General features: G+C 59.1%; 20 protein-coding genes and 1 pseudogene. 13 read left to right on the top strand and 8 right to left on the bottom strand.

Translation table 11 applies throughout. The features are described from left to right. From IVB32_RS43125 to IVB32_RS28695, 4 genes are all read right to left on the bottom strand, one after another. On the bottom strand, nt 1-425 hold a 425-nt coding region (locus tag IVB32_RS43125), incomplete at its 3' end, for an ATP-binding protein (RefSeq protein ID WP_346731115.1). Between the two features lie 1,003 nt (nt 426-1,428). Continuing rightward, nucleotides 1,429-1,710, bottom strand: coding sequence for a transposase (locus IVB32_RS28705; RefSeq protein ID WP_247359464.1), 282 nt, complete (start codon nt 1,708-1,710; stop codon nt 1,429-1,431). Nucleotides 1,711-1,747: 37 nt separating this feature from the next. Next, the gene (locus IVB32_RS28700; RefSeq protein ID WP_247368945.1) at nt 1,748-2,020 is read right to left on the bottom strand and encodes a transposase; all 273 of its coding nucleotides are present in this window, start codon (nt 2,018-2,020) and stop codon (nt 1,748-1,750) included. A 283-nt stretch (nt 2,021-2,303) separates the two neighbouring features. After that, a complete protein-coding gene (locus tag IVB32_RS28695; protein ID WP_247412110.1) occupies nt 2,304-2,999 on the bottom strand; it encodes a nodulation protein NolW in 696 nt (231 codons plus the stop codon). Between the two features lie 185 nt (nt 3,000-3,184). On the opposite strand from IVB32_RS28695, the gene IVB32_RS28690 reads away from it, so the two are divergent. The 11 genes from IVB32_RS28690 (at nt 3,185) to IVB32_RS28640 (ending at nt 11,585) form a co-directional block, all read left to right on the top strand. Continuing rightward, on the top strand, nt 3,185-3,664 hold the full coding sequence (locus IVB32_RS28690) for a nodulation protein NolB (RefSeq protein WP_247412108.1): 480 nt from the start codon (nt 3,185-3,187) through the stop codon (nt 3,662-3,664). A gap of 9 nt (nt 3,665-3,673) precedes the next feature. Beyond that, nucleotides 3,674-4,540 carry a type III secretion inner membrane ring lipoprotein SctJ gene (gene sctJ / locus IVB32_RS28685; RefSeq protein ID WP_247399041.1) on the top strand — a complete coding sequence of 289 codons (867 nt, stop codon included), beginning with the start codon at nt 3,674-3,676 and terminating at the stop codon, nt 4,538-4,540. A 13-nt stretch (nt 4,541-4,553) separates the two neighbouring features. Next, the gene (locus IVB32_RS28680) at nt 4,554-5,186 is read left to right on the top strand and encodes a nodulation protein NolU (RefSeq protein WP_247344782.1); all 633 of its coding nucleotides are present in this window, start codon (nt 4,554-4,556) and stop codon (nt 5,184-5,186) included. Next, entirely contained in the window at nt 5,183-5,803 is a 621-nt protein-coding gene (gene sctL, locus IVB32_RS28675; RefSeq protein WP_247402499.1) for a type III secretion system stator protein SctL, read from the top strand. The genes IVB32_RS28680 and sctL overlap by 4 nt, the downstream gene beginning before the upstream one ends. An 89-nt stretch (nt 5,804-5,892) precedes the next feature. Then, a complete protein-coding gene (sctN, locus tag IVB32_RS28670; protein ID WP_276011503.1) occupies nt 5,893-7,161 on the top strand; it encodes a type III secretion system ATPase SctN in 1,269 nt (422 codons plus the stop codon). After that, nucleotides 7,137-7,670 (top strand): hypothetical protein, encoded by a 534-nt coding sequence (locus IVB32_RS28665; protein ID WP_247412105.1) that lies wholly within the window; start codon nt 7,137-7,139, stop codon nt 7,668-7,670. The genes sctN and IVB32_RS28665 overlap by 25 nt, the downstream gene beginning before the upstream one ends. A gap of 26 nt (nt 7,671-7,696) precedes the next feature. After that, the gene (gene sctQ, locus IVB32_RS28660; RefSeq protein ID WP_247412103.1) at nt 7,697-8,782 is read left to right on the top strand and encodes a type III secretion system cytoplasmic ring protein SctQ; all 1,086 of its coding nucleotides are present in this window, start codon (nt 7,697-7,699) and stop codon (nt 8,780-8,782) included. Beyond that, nucleotides 8,775-9,440, top strand: coding sequence for a type III secretion system export apparatus subunit SctR (sctR, locus tag IVB32_RS28655; RefSeq protein ID WP_247300634.1), 666 nt, complete (start codon nt 8,775-8,777; stop codon nt 9,438-9,440). The genes sctQ and sctR overlap by 8 nt, the downstream gene beginning before the upstream one ends. 2 nt (nt 9,441-9,442) lie before the next feature. Beyond that, nucleotides 9,443-9,718, top strand: a complete 276-nt coding sequence (locus tag IVB32_RS28650; protein ID WP_018458364.1) for an EscS/YscS/HrcS family type III secretion system export apparatus protein — start codon at nt 9,443-9,445, stop codon at nt 9,716-9,718. 11 nt (nt 9,719-9,729) lie between these two features. Next, entirely contained in the window at nt 9,730-10,551 is an 822-nt protein-coding gene (sctT, locus tag IVB32_RS28645; RefSeq protein WP_247412098.1) for a type III secretion system export apparatus subunit SctT, read from the top strand. Further along, entirely contained in the window at nt 10,548-11,585 is a 1,038-nt protein-coding gene (locus IVB32_RS28640) for an EscU/YscU/HrcU family type III secretion system export apparatus switch protein (protein ID WP_247412094.1), read from the top strand. Before sctT ends, IVB32_RS28640 begins: the two co-directional genes overlap by 4 nt. Before the next feature lie 43 nt (nt 11,586-11,628). Here IVB32_RS28640 and IVB32_RS28635 read toward each other — a convergent pair whose 3' ends face one another. The 4 genes from IVB32_RS28635 to IVB32_RS28620 form a co-directional block, all read right to left on the bottom strand. After that, nucleotides 11,629-12,291 carry a CpaD family pilus assembly lipoprotein gene (locus tag IVB32_RS28635; protein WP_247412090.1) on the bottom strand — a complete coding sequence of 221 codons (663 nt, stop codon included), beginning with the start codon at nt 12,289-12,291 and terminating at the stop codon, nt 11,629-11,631. A 10-nt stretch (nt 12,292-12,301) separates the two neighbouring features. Further along, nucleotides 12,302-13,723 (bottom strand): type II and III secretion system protein family protein, encoded by a 1,422-nt coding sequence (locus IVB32_RS28630; protein WP_247412117.1) that lies wholly within the window; start codon nt 13,721-13,723, stop codon nt 12,302-12,304. Nucleotides 13,724-13,796: 73 nt separating this feature from the next. Further along, nucleotides 13,797-14,486, bottom strand: coding sequence for a response regulator transcription factor (locus IVB32_RS28625; protein ID WP_247282071.1), 690 nt, complete (start codon nt 14,484-14,486; stop codon nt 13,797-13,799). A 1,431-nt stretch (nt 14,487-15,917) separates the two neighbouring features. After that, nucleotides 15,918-17,174, bottom strand: a complete 1,257-nt coding sequence (locus tag IVB32_RS28620) for an IS256 family transposase (RefSeq protein WP_247407350.1) — start codon at nt 17,172-17,174, stop codon at nt 15,918-15,920. A gap of 739 nt (nt 17,175-17,913) precedes the next feature. Between IVB32_RS28620 and IVB32_RS28615 the strand changes: the two genes are divergently transcribed. Together IVB32_RS28615 and IVB32_RS28610 are read left to right on the top strand one after the other, a co-directional pair. After that, nucleotides 17,914-20,316: a hypothetical protein gene (locus IVB32_RS28615; protein ID WP_346731114.1), complete on the top strand. Its 2,403-nt coding sequence runs from the start codon at nt 17,914-17,916 to the stop codon at nt 20,314-20,316. A 567-nt stretch (nt 20,317-20,883) separates the two neighbouring features. After that, nucleotides 20,884-21,006, top strand: a pseudogene (locus IVB32_RS28610) (transposase family protein); the annotation flags it as partial. Nucleotides 21,007-21,081: the final 75 nt, after the last annotated feature.

Raw genomic sequence — 21,081 nt, 5'->3', positions numbered from 1 at the left:
ATGTCCAGATTTCCCTGGGTGACGGCGATTGTGCTTCGGGGATCAGCCGCTAAGTCATTGGTCCTTCCAGGCGGGCGGCCGCGGCGCTTGGGCTGCGGCGGGTTGGCGAGCGGACGTTTTCCGGGACGAGAGCGGCGTGCTGGCGGAGCCGATAGCTCGATCCCTCGATGTGATAACAATTGCGTGGGGAAGCAGTCCATCAAGCACTGCTGTGGCCAGTTTGAATTGAGGATCATCGCGCCCTTGTCATAGCGGGCGTCTTCCAACTGGAAGAACAGATTGCCGCCGCCAGGCGCGACCGGGAGGTAACCGATTTCGTCGACGACAAGGAGGGAGGCGCGGGCGAGGAACCGCAGGTGCTCGCGCACGGTGGTCGTCACGATGTCCGCGATCGTGGCGAACGCGACGCTCTTTCCCGCCTTCACGGCCTCGACCGCGAGTGCCGGCGTGAGATCGCTCTTGCCGGTGTCGCAAGCAGATGAATTTCAATTGGGCAAGCGCCAGAATGCGATTGCGATCGAGCTGGAATGCGAAGTCGAAGCCAGCGAGCCTTTTTGACCGTGGTCAGGCGAGACATTCTCAGCGCGGTGCTGACACCGCGACTGTCGCGCACGGTCAGCTCCTCGATAAGCGTTTCGAGCGCCTCAATCCAGGTGACCTCACCCTCTTTCAATCCGCCGCAGCGTGGTGTCCAGCATTCTGAGCGCACCTGGCATGTTGAGTGCGATTAGGCCTTTCTTGACGCTGTCGATCGCTGCCGGCTGCGCGTGGATGGTTATGGCGGGCCTTCCGATTGGGGGAGGCGCTTGCGACACCTCGGTAACGCGCAGCGACCGCCTTGGCGTGTGATCGCCGGCCCGATCGACGAGGGCTTCGGATAGGCCTGGTCGCGACCTAGACCGGTTGACCGCCTGTCGATGCTCGGGCGCGACGCGAGTTCGCCGGCGGCCTTCTCTAGAACGGGATGGACGGCAACGATTGCGCTTGATCGAGAATGGGATTACATCGGGCAATTGCTGCACCTCGACACTGCGCCGCGTATGGTCGGGTATGCTGTAATAGTTCCCACTGATCCACACGAGCCCGTCGTGGCTGACACGGGTGGCGTTCGGCATTGGACTGGACCCCCGATCGGCATCCAAAAGGGGCTCTGACTCATGTGTGGAACGGCCCGGGCTGCAAGATCGTTCTCTGGTCGAACAAGGGATGACGGTGCGGTCATATATTCGACCTGTAAACGCGGCGCCCGGCCGCTGGCCACGATGATATCCGCGAAAGCAATCGGCCAATCAATTTCTCGCGCTCGAAGCGCAGTAAGCCAGGCGGTCTGATTGCGACCGGGAATGTCGTCATTCGGGGTTCATCCAGATTTGCACCTTGCCTCCTCGGCAGCTTTCTTCTTCCGCCGGAGACTTCTTAAGATTAGGTTCAGCATTGCACGCGACGCATGATAGATGCCGCCTCTGACCAGCAAGGCCCATATGGTGCGCGCAAGCTATTGGCGAACTCCACCGCTATGAGCTTGACGGCCCGTCTTTGCAGCATGGTCCGAATCCAGAGCGGGGCTTTCGAGCCTCGCTTGCCAAGCTTGATGATTGAGGTCGCACCAACGATCAAGTGCGTCCGTAGTTGCCGATTTTCAGGCTTTGATACTGCCCCGAGCCTTTCTTTCCCGCCGCTCGACTGTGCCCTCGGTGTTAACCCGTCCAAGCCGCAAAATGCGGTGCAGTCGCAAAACCGGGGCCATTCAAGACTGCTGTCCGAACGCCAGCGCCGCTACCAGTGCCTTCTCCGAGCGCTGATAGCGTTGAACAGCTTGGTCGAGAACCGCCCCTGACGGTCCTGCGGCACCTTCACCCGGGGTGATCAGCGAGCGGGTATAGTAGCCGGAGCGATAGCCCAGCCGCGCCTCGCCCAGCGCCTCCGCCATCGTGGCTTCGAGAGCTTCCTGCACCGCACCCCGGATTAGCGGTTTCAGGATCCCTTTCCGACGCAATAAGCTGTTTGACGGTAGAGCCATCCGTCCTAATCTTCGTCACGGTCTTGGTGGCCTTGCTCCGCTAGGGGCGGTGATCTTCGCAAGCACCGGATTTACTATGACCGCTTCAGCCGCTAGCTTTTGCAGAACCTCCCGCACACTACCACCGGATATCCCGATACTGGTGGACAAGGTCGCGCAGCGACAATTCTCGTGTTCTGGAGCCGATTTACGACACGTTCGTCTCGCCCTGCTTGTGCGGCGTCTGATCAGACGATCGGTCCAGCCTCCTTGCACACCCCGCGTAACGGCTGATTGAGCGGTATCATCTTGGGCCCGGCCCTTGCGCAGGCAAGGTACCCTCCTGACGCGGCAGGTCTGAAGAGTACGGGGCTTCAGTTCGCCCACCCCGAACGATCGTCGCGGAGGCGCCGCGATATAACATCAGCACAGATTCCCGAGACGGCATCTCGATGGAGCGAGGTCGCGCCTGCGCCTCCGCCACGAGACCATTGAGCGTCTGATCCACGAGTGCGATGAAGCGTGGTGGACCGGACGCAAGGACTAGGCCATTTCCCGGAGCCGATCTCATGATGTAGCGTTCGTCGGAAATGGCGAGCGCATCGAGGGTTGCCTTGAGCGCGTCGCAGCTGATTGAAGTTAGCAGAAGCAGACGAGTTTGCGCTTCCTTTGCGGTAGAGACGTAAAGCACGAGCCCATCGTAATACCATTGAAGATTGTAGACTTGAGTCAGATGATCAAGGAACTCGCGCGGTGGCAGGTCCGGCATGTGCCCGCGAATCCGACCCTTCACCTCGGCGCTGATGGTGACTTTAATATTGAGGTTGTTGCCGAATTCCTGCAGCGCGGCAGAAAGCTCCTGATCCAGAACCGTATATCGATAAGGGGTCGAGGGCAGCGACAGGGGAGCGCCGCGCGCGATCTGTGTTCCGCCGGAAACGAAAACGGCGACACACAGAACTCCGTTCAAAACGTGCTGGATTATGGATCGGATGAGCATTCATGGTTCTCTTTGACTTAAACTAACAGGAGTACGTTCGGTACGTGAACGCGAAACGTGATCTTTAGATGGCGATGTGCGGGCGAACTCGTCAGCTTGTCGTCAGCTGGCCTGTCTAGGACATTGAGCCGCTAATCGGCTTGAACGGCTGGTCGTATCACATCTCGATGAGAGCGAGTCTTTCCATGATGATGTTAGGCGCTGCGCCGATCTCTCACAATCTAGAAGGCCTGTCCAAGGCCTGTTCGGCAACAGCGGTCGACGAGCAGGTCCAGTTTCAGCAGAGTCTCTTGCAAGCGGCTTCGGTTCAAGACCTTGCGCCTCCAGTAACGGGAGCGGCGGCGGTTCCGTCGACATCCGAGGTATCGCGTGCAACAACACAGGCGAGCCCGCTGGGCGATCGCATCCTCCAGAATCTTTCTGCGATGTATCCGGTCAATGCAGTTCCAAAAGGTGCGGAGACCGGGTCGACGTCGGAGCCCCTTTTGCTGCAACCGGGCAAAGCGGAAGCAGGTGTGCCGGGCGCCGCCAGTGGCGCAGGTGACTTCGAGGCGATGTTGGCGAATCTGAAGGATGTTTCTGACAGCGTCATCCAGGTAACACTCATTTCAAATGGCATCGGTAGCCTCGGTTCATCTCTGAATAAGCTGATATCGGCGGGCTGAGTGGGGCGAATGATTGGTTTAATCGATCGCGAAAGCGATCAGGCGCGCCCATTCCGCAAGCGGCTTCAACTTGTGGCTCTGCTGCCGCTCCTGCTTGCCCTGGTTGGTTGCAAAGCCGATCTCTACACGAAAGTTCAGGAGCGTGAGGCCAATGAGATGCTTGCGGTCCTCCTCAAGAACGGGGTCGATGCCCTCCGCGTTGCTGCTAAGGACGGGACTATCACGATCCAGGTCGAGCAGACTCAGATTGCTTCCGCAATCGACCTGCTGAATGGCGAAGGGTTGCCGCGCCACGCTTTCAAGAGTCTAGGCGAAGTGTTCAGCGCGGCGGGTCTGATTGCTTCGCCAATCGAGGAGCGCGCCCGTTACGTCTATGCGCTGAGCGAGGAATTATCTCGCACGATCAGTGATATCGATGGTGTCCTCTCGGCGCGCGTCCACGTTGTTCTGCCAAAGAACGACCTGTTGCGACGTGACACCACGCCATCTTCGGCGTCGGTTTTCATCCGACATGACTCGAGGGCAAATCTCTCAATCTTGCTGCCGCAGATTAAAATGCTCGTCGCTAACAGCATCGAGGGCTTATCCTATGACAAGGTGGCTGTTGTTTTCGTCTCAGTCGAGCGGCCCGCACTAGAGCCGCGACCGGCGGCTGCGGCTGGTCTCGCCCAAGCATCTGGAGTCATTTCGACGCCATTGGTTGCGGTTGGCATGGGTCTCGGCGGGTCTGTATTCGGCGTGCTGTCCTGCGTCTTGCTGAGCGCTCGTGGGCGTCAGCGCAGGCAATCATCTCAGAAAGTTAGCGCTGTTGGTGGGCGCTCGGCTGTCTCTGCTATGGAGATGATTCGCAAAGCGATTAAGCCTAATGCGGCGTAGTGTGGTATCCGACATGACGAGACCGAATCCGTCTGCCGAGCGGCATGATCCGCTGAAACTAGCCTCTGTAGGTATTCGTAAGCTTGCTGCCACGATTCATCCGACCCGCCTTGCCGCGCGACTTGACGCGAACCTCTCGTCCGCGACGTTGGTGCGACTGCAGAAGAGTCCTAGGCTGCAGATAAGACTGCAAGCGTTGCTGCTTGAAGATGAAATGGGCTTGAACGGAGGTGACTTCGGGCCAGACCTTCTCCTCGGCCATGATCCGAGCAGGGCTGCCCTCCTCGCCGGCGGCATTTGGCATGCCCGTTCGCTGACAAGGCTGGTTTCAAAGCATGATGTCGCCGTTCTGGTCGAGCACGTCGGCACCGAGGTGCTGGCTTTCGGGATCCGACATGCAGCGCATGCGGTTTCGACCAGATTAATTGCTGATCCTCAACAACTCGCGCTAGGGATTGAAGACGATGGACATGCCTGCCTCGGCGCTTGGCTCGATGAAGCGTCAACGCTTGATTGCCGCCGCGTGCTTCTACGCCTAGCTGTCGGAACGGCCGCCGACAATCCGGCGACTGAACACCGCGATGCCGCGGGCCAATTGTTTTCGCCGGTGTTGGCCCATTTGGCGAGGGAGGCCCCAGCGGGATGACAGACGACGAAACTGCGCCGCCCGTCGCTCCGCACATCCGCCCCCTTGGGCCACTCATAGCGGCGAGGGATCTCGAGATTTGGCACAGCGCCTTCGAGGCGCGTGCCGTGGCCGAGCGCAATCTGAAGCGCGTTCGCGGCTGGGCGCGCAGAGCTTATCAGAAGGAGCGTGCGCGCGGCCATGCTGAGGGGGTGAGGGCCGGCGCCGAGGAAATGGCACAGCTAGTCGCGCAGGCTGCCTCGGAAGTGGCACGACGAAAGGCCGTTTTGGAGCAGGAACTGTCAGCGCTCGTGATGGACATCGTAACTGATCTACTGGGCGATTTCGATCCCGGCGAGATGTTGGTGAGGACGGTTCGTCACACGATTTCGCACAGATATGGCGGGCCGAAACTGTCCCTTCATGCGTCCCCCATGGATGCTGATGCGCTTACGCGCGAATTTGCTGCCTGCGACGGACGGGAGGACCGGCCGGAAGTCCGAATTATTCCGGACCCGGCGCTGTCAGCGAACGAATGCGTGCTGTGGAGCGAATTTGGCAATATCCATCTCGGACTTGACGCGCAGCTCCGCGCATTGCGTTTGGGGCTTGGGTTAGATCATGAGGCAGACGAATAGTGACGGCGCCGAGACCAGACCATAACTGTCCTGATGGAGATGGGACTCTGCACGCGGCGCTGGCGCGTCTGCGAACTACGGCAAGCCATGTGGACACGCGTGCCGTACGCGGGCGGATCACGCGTGCGATCGGCACGTTGATCCATGCAGTTTTGCCGGATGCTTGTATTGGAGAAGTTTGTGTGCTCAAGGATCCGCGCACCGGATGGTCGCTTGAGGCCGAGGTGATCGGTCTGTTGCAGGACGGCGTATTGCTGACGCCGATCGGTGACCTGCAAGGCATGTCCGGCCGCGCAGAAGTCGTTGCCACTGGCCGAATGCACGAAGTGCCGGTCGGCCCCAATTTGCTTGGCCGGGTGATCGACAGCTTCGGCCGTCCACTCGATGGCAAGGGCGCAGTCAAAGCCATGGAGACGCGCCCGCTGCGCGGCAAAGCGCCAAATCCAATGACGAGGTGCATCATCGCTCGCCCTCTGCCACTCGGTGTTCGCGTCTTGGATGGTCTTCTGACATGCGGGGAGGGCCAACGCATCGGCATTTATGGAGAGCCTGGTGGCGGCAAGTCGACGTTACTGTCGCAGATCGTAAAAGGCGCGGTCGCTGACGTGACCGTGGTTGCGCTGATAGGCGAGCGTGGACGCGAAGTGCGTGAATTCATCGAGCGGCATCTTGGGGAGACTGCCCTCCGCCGCACGGTCGTCGTCGTTGAGACCTCCGATCGCTCAGCGACGGAGCGGGCGCAATGTGCTTATACGGCAACCGCGCTCGCCGAATATTTTCGCGATCAAGGCCTGCGCGTCGTTCTGATGATGGATTCATTGACGCGATTTAGCCGCGCTATGCGGGAGATCGGGCTTGCTGCCGGTGAGCCACCGACTCGCCGGGGCTTTCCTCCCTCTGTCTTTGCAATGTTGCCAGGTTTGCTGGAGCGCGCTGGTATGAGTGAGCGTGGCTCAATCACCGCCTTCTATACCGTGCTTGTGGAAGGTGACGGCACGGGCGATCCAATCGCCGAGGAAACGCGTGGCATTCTCGATGGTCATATCGTTCTTTCACGCTCTCTCGCGGCGCGGGCGCATTTCCCCGCCATCGACGTACTGTCGAGCCGCAGCCGCGTCATGGATGCCGTCGTATCTGCACCGCATCGCAAGGCAGCATCCCTCTTCCGTGATCTTATCTCCCGTCATGCAGAGGCCGAATTTTTGATCAAGGTTGGCGAATACAAGCAAGGCAGCGATCCGCTGACGGACCGAGCTGTCGCTTCGATCGATGATCTGCGCGAGTTTTTACGCCAGGGTGAAAACGATGCGTCCACTTTTGAGGAAACCGTCACATGGATGTGCCGTCTGACCGCATGAGTTGCATACACGTTTCGAGCTTGCGGCAAGTGAAGGATATGCGCGAGCGTAGTGCTCGTAGTGAGTTGTCCAATATGGAAGCCAAGCGTCATATCGCGACCTCGGCCGCGGAGCACGCATGGCAGGAACTTGGAATTGCTGAAAAGCATCATACAGAGGCCCAGGCGGAGGTTTACCAGCAGTTGATGTCGGTCGGTACCTTGTCCGTCGTTGAACTCGATCGTTGCCAGCTCACTCTTGAGAGGCTAGCGATTGAGATCAGCTCGAAACGCCGCACACTTGAGGAGGCGCGTATCACTCAAAAGCAGGCCGAGACAGCGGCATCCGAGAGGCGTGCGCACTGGGCGAAGCGTTCCGCAGCGACTCATAAATGGCGACAAATCGAGACCGACGTCCGGCGTGCGGCCGATACCCATTCGGAAGTAACAGCCGAGCTAGAGGCTGATGATGAAGTCTTGCTTCGCCATGGGAGGGGTTTGCCCACGCTGGTGGCGGGCGGTTCAATTTGATGACCGCTAGTCCAGTTGGGAACCAAATGCGCTGCCCTGTACAGTCGCCTCCTGCAACTCGCGCGAACGCATACGCGAAGTACGAGCCGAGCCAGCGTCTAACCCAGAGTCTCGTCTCATGGCTCAACAGAAACGTGCGGCCCTCCGCCTCTTTGCGGAGTAATCTTTGCGACAAGCCGCTATCGGTGCGACTGGAACGACTTGTGTGGCAGGAGGAACCTCCGGCTCTGTCGATGCTCGATTGCGTTTGGCGCCTCGGCGATGATGCGCTCGTGTTGTCGATACCGCATGCGCTTGCGGAGGTCTTGATCTCGACAGTACAGAGTGGCCTAGCTTTACTTTCCGAGCCAAGTCGTTCGCTGGTTCTCGAACTTGCACTTGAACCGTTGCTCGCGCACCTGGAGACTGAGACAGAGCAGCAACTGCGACTCCTTCATGTTGGAAAGGCCGAGAAGAACGGGCCTCATATCGAACTCGACATCATCTACGGTCCGGTCAGGGGCAAAGGTCGCCTATTTCTTTTCTCGCCTCTTGACGGACCGATACCGCCGGCGTTCCGCGCCTTAGGCGAGCTGCTCGGCCAATTGCAGCGACATTTGTGTGAGGTCCCCGCACAGCTACCCGTTACAGTTGCAGGAGAGATCGGCTCCCTCCGGGCGTCAGCCGCGCTTCTTCGCAAAACACGTAAGGGCGACGCTTTGTTGCCGGATGTAATGCCATTCGCCCGCGGTCAGATCATCCTCACTGCCGGCCCGTTATGGGCCGCGGCAGATGTCACTGGCAACCGCCTGATCCTGCACGGACCGTTTCGCTTGCGGCCGCGCCCTCTGGAGTATGCGCATATGACGACACTGCCCGGTTTACAGCAGCCGCCTTCCGAAGCCGATCTCGACGATATTGAGATTTCGCTTGTCTTTGAATGCGGCCGCTGGCCCATCACGCTGGGAGCCCTGAGAAGCATCAGCAAAGGATATGTATTCGAACTTGGCCGGCCGGTCGACGGCCCGGTCGATATCCTAGCAAACGGCGTACGTATCGGGAGTGGCGACATAGTACGTATTGGAGACGAGCTCGGCGTTAGACTGCGTGGCGGGTTAGCGGGCAATGACTAACATTGAACCAGCGATACTGCCGCTTCTTGCGGTCACGGCCGCGCTCGGCTTGTTGGTCTTCGCTGTCGTCACGACCACCGCGTTCGTAAAGGTATCTGTCGTTCTCTTCCTCGTTCGCAATGCGCTTGGGACCCAATCGATTCCACCGAACATCGTTCTATACGGCGCAGCATTGATGCTCACCGCCTTCACGAGCGCCCCGGTCTTTGAGCAGAGCTACAATAGAGTCGCCGATCTGCAGCTCCGCTATCAAACGCTCGAGGATTGGGTAGCCGCTGCGAAAGTGGGGCAGGAGCCGCTGCGAGGCTATCTCAAGAACTTCACCAATGAAGAACAGCGAGGCTTCTTCCTGTCCTCGACCGAGCGTGTCTGGCCGGAAGAGATGCGCGGCAGAGCGACAGCCGATGATTTTGTCATTCTCGTCCCATCTTTTCTAATCTCAGAACTCAAGCGTGCCTTCGAAATCGGGTTTTTACTATACCTTCCGTTTATCACTATCGATCTGATCGTAACGACCATTCTGATGGCCATGGGCATGTCAATGGTGTCTCCGACAGTGATCTCAGTTCCTTTCAAGCTGTTTCTGTTCGTGGCGATTGACGGCTGGTCGCGGCTTATGCACGGGCTGGTGCTGAGCTATACAACACCTGGAGGGTGAGCATGGATGAGGCCACTATTCTCCCTTTTATGAGCCGATCACTGGTGCTTTTCATGACCTGGGTTCTGCCTCCGCTCATTGCAGCGGCGGTCGCCGAAACCATCATCGGCATCATCCAGGCGGCAACGCAGATCCAGGATCAGACATTGCCACTGACTGTGAAGCTTTTGGTCATTGTTGGGATTATAGGTTTGTTTGCTCCGGTGCTGAGCGCCCCGCTCATCGAACAAGCCAAGCAGATCTTCACTGATTTTCCTGCGCTCACGACGGGCTACTAGCAGCAGCCGTCATGTATGATCTGTCAACCGCCGACACGTCAAGTCTGATCCAGGCGACCATCGAACTCGTCGTTGCTGCCGGCCTTGGTGCGGCCCGCCCCGTGGGCATCATGCTGGTGCTTCCGGTATTTACGCGTCCGCAGATCGGCGGCCTGATCCGCGGTTGCCTTGCCGTCGCGCTCGAACTACCTTACCTGGCGCACATCGCCGATGGCCTGAAGGAGCTAGATCCGGACACTCGTCTGCTCAAGATCGCGCTACTCGGTCTTAAGGAGACGTGTGTCGGCCTACTGATCGGCGCCCTCCTCAGTATTCCCCTCTGGAGTCTTCAGGCCGTCGGCGAGTTCATCGACGCGCAACGGGGCATCAGCAGCGTGGTCACTCCCGCCGATCCCGCGACACGCAGTCAGGCTTCGGCGACGGGACTTCTTATCGGGACCACCGCGACCACGATCTTCGTCGTATCGGGGGGCCTGCAAACCATGATCAGCGGGCTTTACGGCAGCTATCTGGTTTGGCCGGCTTATCAGCTTGGACCCACGCTGAGCATGCAAGGGACACTGGAGTTGTGGGGCGTGCTCGACAGCATCATACGTACCGCCGTCCTGGTCTCTGGACCTGTGGTAGCTTTCCTCTTGCTGGCCGACATATCAGCGCTTCTGCTCGGGCGCTTTGCGCCGCAATTCAACCCGCGGGACCTATCGTTGACGATCAAGAATATAGGTTTTGCGATCGTCATGGTGACTTATACGCTCTACCTCATCGAATACATGCAAGCGGAAATCATGCAGTCGAGCCGAGAGCTGGAGAGGCTTGAGAGGAAACTGAAGTGAGCGACACGAGCGAAGAGAAAACGCTCGCCCCCACTGAAAAGAAGCTAAGCGACTCGCGCAAGAAAGGCGTGGTTCCGCATAGCACGGATCTAGTCAGGGCCCTCAGCGCTTGCGCCGGTCTCGGTTATGTCTGGTTAGAAGCGAGTTCCATCTACGACAAATGTCGTGAAGCGCTCATGCTGACTGACAAGCTGCTTGATAAGCCGTTCAATATTGCGGTCGATCTTGCGCTCGGCGTCTTGCCCGAACTTGCACTGGGAATTGTTGGCCCGCTTCTTGGGAGTATGGTCACCTGCGCAATTCTGACGACGGTCCTAGCCAATGGTGGATTAGTGTTCTCCTCCGAGCCGATGACGCCGAAATTCGAGAACATTGATCCCATCAACGGACTGAAGCGCATCGCCTCTTTGCGTTCCCTCATCGAGCTTGGCAAGACCTTGTTCAAGGTCTTCTGCCTCGGCGCGATCTTTGTCCTCGTCGTTGTCGGCGCGTGGAAGACACTGGTCTATCTGCCGGTTTGCGGCACGGGATGCTTCGAGTTCGTGTTCATTCAAGTGAAACTGTTGATCGGGATTGCAAGTGGTGCATTTCTTATCGGCGGATTGGTCGATCTCCTCATCCAGCGTTGGTTGTTCTTGCGCGGCATGCGCATGACTAAGAGCGATATGAAGCGCGAGGACAAGGAGCAGCAAGGCAATCCGGAGATCAAACGCGAACACCGACGCCTTCGGCGGGAGCAGGCGAGCGAGTCTCCTCTCGGCGTGAGTCGCGCGACATTGATCTTGACTGGGCGCGAGCTGCTGGTCGGGGTACGCTACATCCGTGGCGAAACGGGCGTCCCGGTCCTGGTTTGCCGCGGCGACGGGGAGGCGGCTTCACGGCTCTTTGATGAAGCGAGGCGCCTTCGTCTCAGTATCGTCGAAGATCACGTCCTGGTCCGTGAGCTAATCCGCAACACTAGCCTTGGCAATTCCATTCCTATCCAGTACTTCGAGGCTGTCGCAAAAGCACTCTTTGCCGCCGGCCAAGTCTAGTTCGTGTTGTGAATGAGGTCGCATCGAATGACCGATGTTCTCGCTATCGAGAGGGCTGCACGGTCTGGGTGCCGGCAGACGTGGGATCTGACGGCAGCTTGTTGTTAGCCATACCCAAGTTGCTGTTATTGCCGGTCGCGAAGGTTTTGTATGTGGCAACGGGAATGGCCGCACGATTGCCATCACTCGGCACAACGGCCTGATTGTCAATCAAGTCGCGCGGATCGTTGACCATGCCGGCCAAGTTGTTGCGGATCGAGCAGCCAAGCGTCGGATCGAAAGAATTGTCGTTCACTGAAGGGCCGACGATCGCAATCGACGGACAAACGGGAGGGCGCGCCTCGTACGTAATCGCCTCGATTCGGGCGGCAGAGCCATCACGCCTATCGATGAATGGACCGTACAGGCGAATGTTGTGAGCGTCGACGCCCACTGCGCGGGCCTCAGCTGCTATCTGCTCCCCGAGCCGACGTGAGCCGACGATATCAAGATGGAGCGTGTCGTACCGACCACGACTGGTACTCGCTATGAAGTAACGCAGACGCTGCCGTTCGGGCCCTCCAAGGGTCTGTAACAGTAAGACGTTCTTCTCTTGTTCAACCAGGATCGCTTGCGCGGTCGGCTCGAGGTAAGTCGGCGCGGTGCTTGCGCAGCCACCTAGACTGGCCGTCAGACCGATGAAGGGGCGCACGAATCGTAATCTCATTGGTCGATCCTCATTCGATGGTGTGGCCGGTGCCCCTTGTCGCGCCTGGTACGCTTATCGGGGGAGCACCGCGAACAGGCGAGCGCGTTGCCAATGTGTTCGTCAGACTGCGCGCGAGGTCTGAGGGCGGAGCAATGCGGTCGGTGGGCGCACTCATCTGCTTCGAGTTCGATCTTGGCCGCACGACGTAAGGCGTGACGATGATCACGAGTTCCGTCTCATCCTGTTGAAATGACGATGAGCGAAATAGCGCACCAAGAATCGGAACGTCGCCGAGCCAAGGGAAAGTCGTGATCTCAGTGCTGAAGTTGCGCCGGATAAGCCCACCAATTGCAAAGCTCTGGCCGCTGGCGAGCTCGACAACCGTGTTTGCACGCCGGGTGGAGAGAGCCGGCACGGAGATGCCGTTGATGTTGACAGCACCTTGTGACGATAGTTCGCTGACTTCAGGCTTCACGCGGATGTTGATCTGATTGTTACTGAGAACGGTCGGCACAAACTCCAGGCTGACGCCGAAGTGACGGAACTCGACAGAGACCTGCCGATTGTCCTGCAACACCGGAATGGGAAATTCGCCGCCGGCGAGGAAGCTGGCGGATTCGCCTGACATTGCGGTGAGGTTCGGTTCAGCAAGTACGGAAGCAAGGCGCTCGTGAGCCAGTGCATCGAGCATAGCGCTGACGTTCACATGGCCAGTGTTGACCCCCATCTTCGCCGTACCGCCGCCCTGCGCCGCGCCGTATCCACCACCACTGCCACTGACCAAGCCGAGAGTGAAAGGGCCAGCTTGACCGGAAGCGGAGAGGTTGACGCCGAGCTCCTTCATGGCGCTCCGGGAGACCTCCGCCACCCGCACGCTCAGATTCACCTGCAATGACCCCGCCACCTGAATCTTGTTGACGACGAGCGCACCAGACCCAAGAAATTGCTCGGTCACTTTCATCGCTATATCGACGATCTCCGCATTGGGCGCCGTACCGCTAAGGATGGCCCCGCGCGGGGTGTAGCTTACCTGGATGGGATAGTCGCCGACCTGGGCTTTCAGCGTGGCGCGCAGATCCTCGATCGGCTGGGTGACGACAACACGCAGCTCAGCGAGAGCCTCCCCGGCCTCGTTCAGTGCGAACAAGGTGGTCCGACCGGATTTTTTGCCGAAAACAAAGATGGTCCTGTTCGAAGGTGCCTGATAGTCCGCGACCGTAGGATCTGCGACAAAGATGCTCGCGGCTGGCGCTGGCAGGTGAATCGTCTTACCGAGCGAAGAGGAAAGGGTCAGCGTTGCGCTAATGCCGTCGGCAGCCGTACGCTGCGGCCCACTTCCATCATCCCGCTTGATCTGAGCTACGGCCGCAGCCGGGAATAGCAGGATGACCACGCACAAAAGCTGCCAAAGACAAGGAAGAAATGTGCACGAAAGGCCGTTGGCGGCGATCGATCCTCGAGTGACGCCAGCATGCTTGTCAAGAATGATGCTCAAGATGGTCTTTTCTTTCAAGTTCAATTAACTACGCGGTCGATGCCGCGCCTTTCAATTCAAGGACGTAGCCGATCCCGCGCGCGGTTTTGATCCGTAGCGTCGCACCGGACCGACTCAAATGACCGCGCAAACGATAGATTCCGACCTCAAGCGCATTGGTTGAGACCTCGTCGTCAAATGCATAGAGGCTATCTTCCAATGACGCACGAGCCACGGTGCGGCCGGCGCGGCTGAGCAGATGTTCGAGAATGCACACCTCGCGGCGGGCAATTGTCAGTGGTCGACCATTGACCGTCGCTTGCCGACCGATCGAATCGAATCGTAGATTGCCAAAGGTAACAATGGGGGCCGTCATTTGCGTTGACCGGCGCAGAGTAGCGCGCATTCGTGCGATGAGTTCATCAGTAGATACGGGCTTGGGCAGGAAGTCGTCCGCACCGCCATTAAATAGCGCTATCCGCCTACCGAGCTCATTGAAGTTACTCATCATCACGGCAGGCATCGAATGTCCGTCACGTCTCAACTGCTTCAGCCAATCCAAGCCGTCTCCATCCGGTAGAACCAACTCGAGCAAGAGAATGTCATAGCTGGCGCAAGAAAAAGCGGCGGCGGCCTCGTCCAGGGTGCACGCTACGTCAACGGCAAAACCGCAATCGGAGAGCGCATCTTGTACAACGCGCGCAGGGTCCCTCTCATGATCAACGAGTAGCGTTCGCATTCCAGGACCTCCTATCAAGTAACGCCAAGACACCCACCACGTCACGCCACCCCCGAGCGGAATTGAACAGTCCGGCCTCCGCGTAAGCATTGGAATCCGGAATAGACGAAGAGCTGCGGTACAGGCGAATCGCATATTGGATCGGGATTCCATTGTGAGCTCGACTGGCGTTGTTCACTGTCTCACGTGGCGCGCGTGAATCTTGGTGACGTCGAATGTGCTCTTTCCATCGGGGCGTAGGCGGCAATCAATACAATGCATCGATAGGCGGGCAGCACCCGCTCAGCGCCGGAACAATCGCGGCAGTTGTCGCCGACATCGTGAAGTCGAGATGATTGCCGAGAACACATTGATTGGTGAAATCGATGGTTTGGTTCGATGCATTCACATGGCGGATTAGTGACAATGCCGTTCCATGGTCTGGATCTAAATCTCCTCATCACGATCGATGCTTCCGATGGCGAGCGCAGCCGCACGGCCGCAGGTTTGATGCGGGAGCAGCGATGATATGCGATTTGCATCGCGGCCCTCAATTTGCAAAGCCTCGCACGCCGGCAGGCGTTCCGTGCTTGAGCAACGAACTTCCTCATTCGGCCAAAAAGGTGAGCCTCCTTCGTGCTCCGATCACCGGAGCGACAGTGATGGCCAAGCGCGGCTACGCTCAGCTGGAGAACGCCATAACGAGGCCGTCCTGCCGCGCCTTCCTATTGTTGACTTTTATAAAATCACCGAGACGCTTTGGAAAGAAATGCTCAACGGCCGGACAATCCAAAGACGGGGGGTGACATGAACTTGGCCGCACCGGGCAAAACCGTGCCTACAATCCGATCGCGGTGTCCATGATCACGTACTCATCGCAGCTTTGCCGACAGCAAACCTACGACGTTGCGTGATGCACGGCGCTTTCCCTACCCGGCAGCACATGAAGTGTGAAATCAATTCTTTGGATAGATTGCATTCACATCCTGGATAGTGACAAGACCTCTGAGGTCTGTGTCTCAGTCTCCTAGTCGCACCTGATGCTCTGATGACCGAACGCAATCTGTCGCTGACAGCTCTGGTAGGGTGAGCGATGATTTTGGTGATTTTGCATGACGGCGTCTTCCTGCAAGGCTCACATTGGGCACCGACTCTTCTGGACTAGCAAACCCAGTCATGGTCACTCGCCCAGCAATGTCGGTTTGGCTCCATCCGGACGTGAGAAAAATGTTGTTCTGATCGACATTCTACGTCTGATCAGAATGTGCAGCATCTCGCAATCGGTGGGCGACTTGCTCAGGAAATCGCATGGTGCATGACCGCGCGTCTGCAAGTTGTCCCGTCTGAGCCGAAGCGCCCCGGTCCTAGAGAGCTTGACGGCCAATAAGTCTTCCGCAGAGTGCTTGGCCGGCGCATTGGAGGAGCTATGCGGAATTTTGGGTGACGAGGCGATCAGGCGGCGTGGTTTGCCGGCATGTGGATGACCTCGATGCCGTCGTTGAATCTGACACCTGCAATCACCTTCGGCAACTGATTTGTGCCGTTGATCCGCCGCCAGGTCTTTGATGCGGCGATAATCAGCTTGAACACCATCAGCCTGGCGGTCGTTGACGACAGCGATCCTTTCGTCCGCACGGTTCTGTGCCGCACGGTCGCGAACACGCTTTCGATGGGGTTGGTCGTGCGCAGATGATCCCAATGCTCGGCCGGGAAGTCGTAGAAGGCCAGCAGCGCGTCGCGGTCCTTGGCGAGGCATTCGACCGCCCGGCCGTACTTGGCGCGGTATTTCTCGGCGAAGACATCGATCGCCGCGTCGGCGGCCGCCCGGTTCGGCGCCCAATAGACCTCGCGCAAATCCTTCTTCATGTTGGCCTGCACCGAGAGCGGGACCTTGTCCAGGACGTTCACGGTCTTGTGCACCCAGCAGCGCTGGTGCCGCGTGCCGGGAAAGACTTCGTCAAGCGCCTTCCAGAAGCCGAGCGCGCCGTCACCAACGGCAATTTCCGGGGCGATTTGCAACCCGCGTTGCTTCACGTCGATCAGGAGCTCACGCCAGCTCTGCGTGCTCTCCCGGACGCCGACCTGAAAGCCAATCAGCTCCTTCTTGCCTTCCGGCGTCGCGCCGATCAGCACCAGCATGCACTCGCCGTGGTCTTCCATGCGTGCCTGCAGGAAGACGCCATCGGCCCACACATACACGTAGCGTCGCGCCGACAGATCGCGCTTTTGCCAGCGCTCATACTCGCCCTGCCACTCGGCCGTCAGCCGGGAGATGACCGCCGGCGACAGGTTCGGCGCGTCCCTGCCCAGTAGGGCCGTCAGCGCCTCCTGGAAATCGCCCGTCGAGATGCCGCGCAGGTACAGCACCGGCAAGAGCGCATCCAGACTCCTGGTCCGCCGCGCCCACAGCGGCAGAATCGCCGAGCTGAAGCGGATCCGCTCGCCGTCACCGGCCGCTCCGCGGTCCCGAATCTTCGCCCGCGCGACCTCGACCGGCCCGATGCCGGTCGCAATCGTTCGGGCCGGGCCGTAACCATGCCGCACGACGCGGGCGCGCCCGTCGGGAAGCTTCAAATCCTTCACTGTGGCAAGAAACGTCTCGACTTCGATCTCCACGGCCTGCGCCAGAAGCTGCCGCGCTCCGGCTCGAAGATTGGCTGTGGGACAAGGCGATTCGGAATGATGAAGGCGGCTGGAACCGACTGGTATTTCGCTATTGCAGGGGCCGATTCAGTAGTGAACTTGAAGGAAGCGCTCGCGCCGGATAGTGCTCGTCGCGCGTGACAGATGCCCGGTTTCGAACGTCAAGTTTGACTTCCTGGCTACCGCTTCCGGCCGCGACGGGCAAAGAACTCACAAAACGCCTCAGCATTTTGCAGTTTTCTGCCTCGGCTCAGCGCTTCGGCGGTGAAGTTTATGCGGGTGCCTCCGAAAACGACCCATGTGTCAATGGTGACATCGCTCGGCAGCTCAATCCACTCCTGCGGCCGGGGATTGTATATTTCGGTCGATTCAGGCAGGCGCCTCTGTGGCAATCCTTCGATACGTCAATCAGACAATCGAGGCTTGGATGATGCGGAGGTCCAAACGCTTTATGGGTCGCAAGGCCAAGACCGGCCGCGTTCTCGAACGGCTATCTCGCGAACGTCCCGGGTTTTTGCACAATGGAAGGTCGGCATACCCAGCTCGTTCGCCTAATGGGAGCCCAGTGACGCGAGAGTCTCACGTGGGGATCCATGAGAGCCCGGCAGTGAGATTCCGCCGGCCTACTCGCCAAGCCGTCTGCCCGGATGTGTGAGGGCAAAGCCAAATGGCCTAGCTACTCGACCACGATCCACGGCGATGTGGGTTTCCTGTGCAACCGGAAAAACGCCCTTCGTCAGCTACTCGTCAGCCAGTCTGTCTATCCAGACAGGCTGCGCATTCTCGACTTGATTGGAGATGGAATATGACGGGCATTGGCCGATCTGGAAGATCGCGCACTGCAGATGCTGGAGCCGGATCGAGCAGTTCACGCTCGCACTCAAGTCTAGCCCCTGGGGAAGGCAGTCAATCGTTCGATTCCGTCGTGGAGCGGATGCGCTCTGGGCCCCAAGATAGAGGGACGCCCTCCGCTAGCACGGCGCGCGGTGCCGACGATGCCCTTGGCGACAGGTCTTCCGGTCCCTCCGTTGGCCCAGATCGAATCCTAGGCGCTGCGGCACGTGCAGCCGCTGCGCCACGTGGAGCCACTGCGCGGCGGCGCGGCTTTCCCTCAGTGTCCGAGGGTGGAGACACGGCGCCGGTCGCCAGCCAGCCGCCAACTTCCGGTGTGGCAGTCCCTATTTCCTCGTCAGAGGAAGAAATCAACGCAACAAGGCGACACATGGACCGCCTGCGTGAGGACTATGCCGCTTGCCGTCAGCCGGGCGAGGATGCCGAGCTGAAGGAGGCGCTAGAGCTGAGCGATCGATTCGTCAAAGCAGGCTCGGCAGTTCTGGAGTACTACGCGAGCCTGCGCCCGGCCGTGGCGCCGAGCATTCTGTCCGACGCCGAGGCCCGTCAATACTGCTATGCCGTGCTCCAGGCGGGGCGTCAGGGCAACATGGTGGCCTCGGCGATTATCCTCGCCTTAGAAGAGCGCAGACAGGTATCGGCAGGCCTGTTCCAGCGGATTTCGAAATCCAACGCTACCCCCGACCAGCTGAGCCGAGTGGCTTCCAGTATGGTGAAGGACCATGTGCCTGTCATCGAGTGGTGGGGAAAGAAGCTGTTGCGCTCGGAACGGATGCAGTCCGCCTGCGAGACCACTGCCAACTTGCCAAGCACGACGCCCGAGATGCGGAAGGCCAACGAAGCCGCACTACGCCTGCACACCGGCTCGGCACTTTATGATGGGTGCTTGTATCTGGAATCGCGGATTAAGCTCGCGAAGCTTCTGATTGAGTCTCAGGCGAGCACGTTTGAACCAGCCGTGAGGGACGCCCTCATGGATGAGAACGGGCGGGTGCGTCTGCTCGGGACCTATATCCAGGATGCTTTTCCGGCATTCGTCTCGACGTACAAAGCCGTTCTGAACAAGGACGGAGAGCCACTCGACGCAGAGCACTGCACCGTTCTGGAAGGAGTCATGGAACGGCATTCGGAATTTGCCTCAGAGGTGGAACGTATCGTTGCCAGGCTAAGGGATGCTAGAACGGATGCCGACCTTCCATTGGAACAGTTGGACCAGATCGTGGAAGGTGCATGGGTCACCGCGCACCAAGTCACGCGACTTTTGGCAGTGCAGCCAAAGAGGCAACTGGAGCCGCCTGCCCAGACTGCGATATCGGAAAAGACCGACTTAGCGGCTGAGAACCACGCGGCGCGCAGGAAGGGGAAAGGCAAGCGCGCACCGGCCGCACGCGAGGGGAGTTCAACGGCCGGGCTGCGCGAGCCGCAGCTCGCTAGGCCCGACGCTGCCACAGCCTCTACTGCCAAGGTTATCGTACTCTCGGATCTGGGTACGAAGAAACTCGCGAGTGCGGAGGAGGCACGCGCGAGGGCGTCATCATCGGCGACCGGGCACCTGGCGATGTGGCAGGCTCCGCCCTCCAGGAACGCACTGACGGGACTACTCAAGCGATTGGACGAGCTGCTGCAGTTCGATCTGCCGGCTCAGCAAAGCGCCGTCTCGCAAGCGCGCCAGATGAAGCCTGAGGACGCCGACCACGTCGTGGATCTCGTCCTTAAGCGCCTGGAGACGCAGACCGCCGAGATTAAGAACTGTGTAGCCGCGCTGGAGGAGCCCCGCCGACATGGCCTACTCACGCATGCGCAATTGCCTGAAGTGCACGGAAAAATAGTCCGACTTAAGACGATGTTGTCCGAGGTTCAGGGACAGGCAAACTCGTTGAACGCACGAAAGGCGGCGATCACGATCGATTGCATGAAGACGTACGCGTTTCCGTCGCAGAAGTACCTTGAACAATTGCAGGCGGCCGAAGAACTTGCGTCTGTGGATCCACCCCGCGCCTTGAAGAGCGAGCCAGCGACGCTGTTCGAGGTCAAGCTGCAGCCCAAGGCGCTGCGCAGTGGTAGGATGCCAAATCCGATGTGGGTGCACATCCATACCAAGCTGCCGGTACATGCCTGGCAGTTGGCCACGCTGGGCGGCGCCGACTTCGCCGCTTGCCACGTGAAGTCCAATGAACAGCGCGGCTACAATCGGCAATGGCAGAGCGCTCGAGCCGCCACGGGGCACGAGAACGTTGTGATCCACCGCGGCAAGCTCACGCCTGCGTTCTGTAAGTCGTTGTTGAGCATCGTCCCATGCGACTCCCTTCGCGAGGCGGAGCATGCGTCGATGCAGTTCGCGCGCCTCAGGATGTAGTTACCTGAGTGTCTCACGCCAGAGCGTCACTGTGGTGACACCATCAAGCAGACCGTTATCAACGAGAGGAAATCCTCGATGAAATCGAAGCCGGCGCGGGCTCCTCGAACAGATCGACAACGGGTCCGACTGAAATTCGATCGGGAGCGTGGAGACCCCGACTTCCGTTCGCTTGAAAAACAGCATCGCGGCCCTTGTCGCCGCGCTTGCGATGGCCGGGTCCGAATAGCCTAGGATCCGGCTATGCTTCAGATCGTGAATGAAGCAGTTTTGCGCATTTGTGTTCGAGATCCCATCGCCGATCGCTTCGTAAGTGTCTGCGGCGCCGTGCTTAGCGCCCTACTGTCAATCGGCGTTCGACTGGGACCCCCTATCGGCATCCAAAAGGGGGTCTGACTCATTTCTGGTGAAGTTTGCCGGGCGACTGTGCTTCTCAAACGGAGAATCAGCGCCATGCGGACGGGCTTTCAGATCTCATCGCTAGTACCGAGTGGTTTGGTGTTTGATGGTGTAAGTGACTCAATGGATTCGCTTATTCTGGCTGTCAGGTCGGAAGCTGCGGAGGCTCGGTGCCCTTTGTGCGCGACAGCGTCGAGCCGCATCCATAGCCGCTACGTCCGGCACGTTGCCGATTTGCCATCAGCGGGCAGAAAGGTGCGCCTCCGATTGCTCACGCGGCGCTTCACATGCGAGGTGCCGCATTGCTATAGCGCGACAATCTGGATGGGAAGCGCGCGACAATCAGGATGGCGAGTCGGTGTCGCA

Source organism: Bradyrhizobium sp. 23 (assembly GCF_023073295.1).
Taxonomy (GTDB): domain Bacteria; phylum Pseudomonadota; class Alphaproteobacteria; order Rhizobiales; family Xanthobacteraceae; genus Bradyrhizobium; species Bradyrhizobium canariense_D.
This window is presented reverse-complemented; position numbering and strand designations above follow the sequence as displayed.